Source organism: Leifsonia sp. HAY1-4F (assembly GCF_056755275.1).
In genome coordinates this window covers 1-5,324 of the sequence record NZ_JBNDHX010000158.1, presented here as the reverse complement: position 1 = coordinate 5,324, position 5,324 = coordinate 1, and the positions used below count along the sequence as shown (strand labels likewise).

Below are 5,324 nucleotides of genomic sequence, written 5' to 3'. Positions count from 1 at the left end.
CACCGAACTGGGCCTATCGAAACGGCCCCACCGAACTGGGCCTATCGAAACGGCCCCACCGAACTGGGCCTATCGAAACGGCCCCACCGAACTGGGCCTATCGAACCGGCCCTATCGAACTGCGGCTATCGAAGGAGATCGGGTGTCGAATCTCCTTCGAATGGCAGTAGTGAAGGAGATTCGAAGGGTATTCGTGCGAATCTCCTTCACTTGCCGGACATCGGGAAGGCGGAGCCGGGTCCCGTCAGAGCTTGTCGATCGGGGCGATCTTGATGAGGAGCTTCTTCGCGCCCGCCTTCTCGAACTGCACGTGCGCGACCCGCTTCGCACCCTGGCCGGTGACCTGCATGACGCGTCCCTCGCCGAAGTCGGCGTGCCGGATGCGGTCGCCGGGCGCGAGCTCGAGGTCGCCGTTGTCGCGGACTTTGCCGGTGACCCGATTCGGCCATTCGGCCTTCGGGCGCTCCTGGCGGAAGGGCGCGGCGGAGAGGCTGTCGTTCCATCCGGAGACGCCGGAACCGCCGGAGCCGCCCTCGATGCCGGGGCGGCGTGCGTTGAGCGCGCGGGACTGCGTCCCTCCCCGGCCGTTGGCCGCCCCCGGCGACTGCCGCCAATCGATCAGGTCGGCGGGGATCTCTTGCAGGTAGCGACTGGGCATGGCCACCGCGGTCTCGCCGAACTGGGCACGGGTCATGGCGAGGGACAGGAACAAGCGCTTCTTGGCACGGGTGATGCCGACATAGAAGAGCCGGCGCTCCTCCGCCGGGCCGCCCGGCTCGTTCGCCGACATGCGATGCGGGAGCAGGTCCTCCTCGATGCCCGTGAGGAACACCGCGTCGTACTCCAGCCCCTTCGCGGTGTGGAGGGTCATCAGCGACACGGATCCGCTGGAATCGTCGATCTCGTCCGCGGCGGCCACCAGGGAGACCTCGGTGAGGAAGTCCACCAACGACCCATCCGGGTTGTTGCGGCCGAACTCGCGCGTCACCGCCACCAGCTCGTCGACGTTCTCCGCGCGGGCCTCGTCCTGGGGATCGCGGCTGTTGCGCAGCGCCTCCAGGTACCCGCTGCCGTCGAGCAGGAACGTGAGCACGTCGGCCACGGACGACACTCCGGCCGGGTTGGACGGATCGATCTTCGCCGCCGCCTCGTCGAGAAGGTTCGAGAGCTGAAGGATCGCATTGGTCACCTTCGGCCCGAGACCCAGCGATCCGGCGTCGCGCATCGCTGCGCGGAAGGTCAATCCGTTGTCCTCGGCGTAGCTCGCCAACTGCGTCTCCGTCGCCGGACCGATGCCCCGCTTCGGCGTGTTCAGGATGCGGCGGAGTGCGAGCATGTCGTCCGGGTTCGCGACCGTGATGAGGTAGGCCATCGAGTCCTTGATCTCGGCCCGCTCGTAGAACTTCGTGCCTCCCATCACCTTGTACGGCAGCGCCGAGCGGATGAAGATCTCCTCCAACGCTCGCGTCTGGGCGTTGGTGCGGTAGAAGACCGCGATGTCCTTGTAGTCCATCCCGGCCGCGTGCAGCTTCTCGATCTCGTCCGCGACGAACTGCGCCTCGTCGTGACCGGAGTACCCGGTGTAGCCGACGATCTTGTCGCCGTCGCCCACGGCCGTCCACAGCTTCTTGTCCTTGCGGTCGAAGTTGTTCGCGATGACGGCGTTCGCCGCACTCAGGATGTTCTGCGTCGATCGGTAGTTCTGTTCCAGCAGCACCACCTTCGCCCCCGGGAAGTCCCGCTCGAACTCGACGATGTTCCGGATGTCCGCACCGCGGAAGGCATAGATCGACTGGTCGGAGTCGCCGACGACGGTGAGGGATGCGCTCGGGATGACGCCGGCGGCGTCGCGCAGCGGCCGGACATTGCGCCCGTGGGCTTCGAGGTCGTCCACGATGTCGGGGGCGACCGGCATGGTCAGCTCGCGGATGAGCGAATACTGAGCATGGTTGGTGTCCTGGTACTCGTCAACCAGGATGTGGCGGAACCGGCTCTGATAGAGAGCGGCGATCCGCGGGAAGGCACGGAACAGGAAGACGGTCTCGGCGATCAGGTCGTCGAAGTCGAAGGCGTTCGCCCGGCGCAGCTCGCGCGTGTACTGACGGAAGATCTCGAGGAACATGACCTCCTGCGGATCGCTGAGGTTCGCCGAGCGGGCGAAGGTCTCCAGATCCGTCAGCTCGTTCTTGAGCTTGGAGATGCGGTTCGCGGCGCTGCCGACCGTGAAGCCGAGGGTGTCGGCATCGAGCCCTTTGATGATGCGCTTCAGCAGCGCCCGGGTATCGCCGGAGTCGTAGATCGTGAAGCTCGACGTCTTGCCGATCGTCTCCGCCTCACGGCGGAGGATGCGGACGCAGGCCGAGTGGAAGGTCGAGATCCACATCCCCTGCGCCTTGCCCCCGACCAGCTGCTCGACGCGCTCACGCATCTCGTTGGCTGCCTTGTTCGTGAACGTGATCGCGAGGATCTCGCTGGGCCACGCTTCACGACCCTCGATGAGTCCGGCGATGCGCCGGGTGAGGACGCTCGTCTTTCCCGACCCCGCGCCGGCGACGATCAGGAGCGCCTGGCCCCGGTACTCGGCCGCCACTCGCTGCTGCGGGTTGAGACCGGCGAACAGACGTTCGCTCGGGCCCCAATGGCCGGAGCCGGCCTTGCCGGAACCCGCTCCGGACGACCCGGCATCTCGTGCAGCCGCCCGTTCGTCGACGCCGTCGCCCTGCCATCCGTCCAGGATGATGGGAACGGAGGAGGGGGTGGTCTGCGGGGCGTCAGGGAGGCTCGTCATGTCTTCGTCGATTTTAGTCGCCGCCACCGTCATTCGGCCGGGAGCCGCCCGAGCGGCGGCGGATCACGCCTCAGTGTCCGTCGCGGACCGAGACGGCGAGGTCGGGATGGTCGGCGAAGACCCCGTCCACACCGGAGTGCAGGAGGATCGAGAAGAAGCGACGCCAATCGCCCCATTCCGCCTCCGCCCCACCCGACCGGAACTCGGGGGGCAGCATCCCGTTCTCCGGCCGCAGCGTCCAGCAGAACACCGCGAGGCCCGCCGAGTGTGCGAGATCGACGAGGTCGGAGGTCACCGCGCCGACATCCGCGGCATCGTCCTCTCCGAAGAGCGCTACCGAGACGGAGCCGGAGGAGAGCACCTGGGAGGTCTCGACGCTGATCCCGTCCACGCGGTCGCCGGGGGATGCCGCCGCCGAGCCGAGCGAGTAGAGGCCGCGCAGCGTCAGATCGCTGTCGTAGCCGGGCGCGGCGGAACCGAGCGCGGCGACCCGGTCGGCCGGAGCGCCCGTCCCCTCCAGCAGGTAGACGCGCCGGCCACGGAAGCCGCGCGCATGCAACTGCCCGAGGACGGTGCGCTCGAAGCTCTCCACCACGACGCCCGGGCGATCCGACCAGCCCGCCTCCGCGAACTCCGCGAGGAGCAGCTCGTCGAGCGGGAGCCCTGCCGCCTCGAAGTACGTCGCGTGCTTCAGCTCGGCGACAAGGCCTGGAGAGCGACCGGGGGCCTCGCCGGCGCGTTCGATCAGCTCCAGCAGGTCCCGCAGGCGCAGCAGCGGATAGTGGCCGTCGAACGTCGAGCTGCTCTGGCGCAACGCCGGGATGCGCTCCCGCGCACGCAGGGTCGACAGCTCCTCCCAGGTGAAGTCCTCCGTGAACCAGCCGGTCAGGGCGACGCCGTCGATCTCCTTGGTGGTTCGCCGATCCGCGAACTCGGAATGGTCCGCGACATCGGTGGTGCCCGAGATCTCGTTCTCGTGCCGAAGTACCAGGACGCCGTCCTTCGTGGCGACGATGTCCGGCTCCACGGCATCCGCCCTCAGCTGCAGCGCGAGCTCGTAGGAGCCGCGCGTGTGCTCCGGCCGGTAGCCCGGCGCACCCCGGTGTCCGATGACCATCGGGGCCGTTCGCGCACGCATGGGCCGATCCTAGCCCGCGCGTTCCTGCTGCCGACGGCACCCGGGGGATGCCAGAATCGACCCGTGCCCGCCGACTCGCCCGCGACGCAGACCCGCTGGGTCGAGCCGGCGTCGCTGCTCACCCTGCGCTGGGGCGCGTATCGCCCCCGTCTGATCGTCGGGCTGACGCTGATCGTCGTCGGCACGGCCTGCATCCTCGGAACGACCGCGTACAGCCTCCCCCTGCTCCTCCTCGGCTCGCTGATGCAGCCGGCCGGATGGGCGATCCTGCCGTCCACGATCGGACGGCGTGTGGCGGTGCCCGTTCCGGTCCTCGGCTTCACCTGGCTGATGCTCGGCGGCTCGGGATTCGCCTGGTGCTACGCGATCGCCCTCGCCGCCTGGCTGCTCGTGCGGCTGCGCCCCCTCCCGGCGTTCGCCGCTCTCGCCGTCCCGGTGGTGTGGAGCGTCGTCCTGCCCGGCATCGTGCACGACTACCAGGAGGGCTGGGTCACGATTCTGACCACCAGCGTGGTGGTCGTCGCGTCCGCATGGCTCGCCCGCTGGACCGCCGTCCGATGGGATTCATGGCAATCTGTCAGAACGCTCAGAAAAGAAGCGAATAGATTGGACTGAACACGACCTCCCGTCGTCCGACCTAGCGAGGAATCATGGCAACGTCCAACCCGGCTTTCTCTCAGAGCCCCGCCTTCCGCAACACGCCCACCACGGCCTCCGCCGAGCAGCTGCAGGAGCTGTACGAAGCCCCCTCGGCGACCGCGGTCGAGACCGACCGGATGACGGTCGAGGACACCATCCGGAAGACCGTCGCCGCCTTCGCCGTCCTCCTCGTGGGCGCGGCCGTCGGCTGGATCGTCCCGGGCCTGTGGATCCTCGGCGTCGTCGCCGGTCTCGTGCTCGCCTTCGTCAACATCTTCCGCAACCGGAAGAAGCTGCCCTCGGCCGGCCTGACCTTGGCGTATGCCGCGGCCGAGGGTGTCGCCATCGGCGGCATCTCCCGGTTCTACGAGGCCTTCGCCGGCGGAGTCGTGATCCAGGCGGTCATCGGCACGGTCGTCGTCGTCGGTGTGACGCTGGCGCTCTTCGCGAGCGGCAAGATCCGGGCGTCCGCGCGCGCGACGAAGATCTTCCTCGTCGCGATGATCGGCTACTTCCTGTTCTCGATGATCAACCTGGTGCTGATCGTCACCGGAGCCGTGAACGACCCGTGGGGTCTCCGGGGATCGTTCCACATCTTCGGCATCCCGCTCGGGCTCGTGATCGGTGTCCTCGTCGTCATCATGTGCGCGTACTCGCTCGTGCTCGACTTCGACGCCATCCAGCGAGGCGTCAAGAACCGCGCCCCGCGAGCCTACGGCTGGGCCGGCGCCTTCGGCATCATGGTGACCGTCGTCTGGC

At 68.1% G+C, this 5,324-nt stretch carries 4 protein-coding genes; 2 read left to right on the top strand and 2 right to left on the bottom strand.

The window, feature by feature from the left end:
• Window positions 1-244: 244 nt before the first annotated feature.
• Both ACPYOG_RS18485 and ACPYOG_RS18480 read right to left on the bottom strand, forming a co-directional pair.
• Complete coding sequence (locus ACPYOG_RS18485) at window positions 245-2,788, bottom strand: ATP-dependent helicase (protein WP_481295609.1); 2,544 nt, start codon at window positions 2,786-2,788, stop codon at window positions 245-247.
• A gap of 70 nt (window positions 2,789-2,858) precedes the next feature.
• Window positions 2,859-3,926 carry a glycerophosphodiester phosphodiesterase family protein gene (locus ACPYOG_RS18480; protein ID WP_481295608.1) on the bottom strand — a complete coding sequence of 356 codons (1,068 nt, stop codon included), beginning with the start codon at window positions 3,924-3,926 and terminating at the stop codon, window positions 2,859-2,861.
• Between the two features lie 63 nt (window positions 3,927-3,989).
• Here ACPYOG_RS18480 and ACPYOG_RS18475 point away from each other — a divergent pair, with 63 nt between their 5' ends.
• Both ACPYOG_RS18475 and ACPYOG_RS18470 read left to right on the top strand, forming a co-directional pair.
• The gene (locus ACPYOG_RS18475) at window positions 3,990-4,541 is read left to right on the top strand and encodes a hypothetical protein (RefSeq protein WP_481295607.1); all 552 of its coding nucleotides are present in this window, start codon (window positions 3,990-3,992) and stop codon (window positions 4,539-4,541) included.
• Window positions 4,542-4,576: 35 nt separating this feature from the next.
• The coding region (locus ACPYOG_RS18470) for a Bax inhibitor-1/YccA family protein (RefSeq protein ID WP_481295606.1) at window positions 4,577-5,324 on the top strand (748 nt) is incomplete at its 3' end.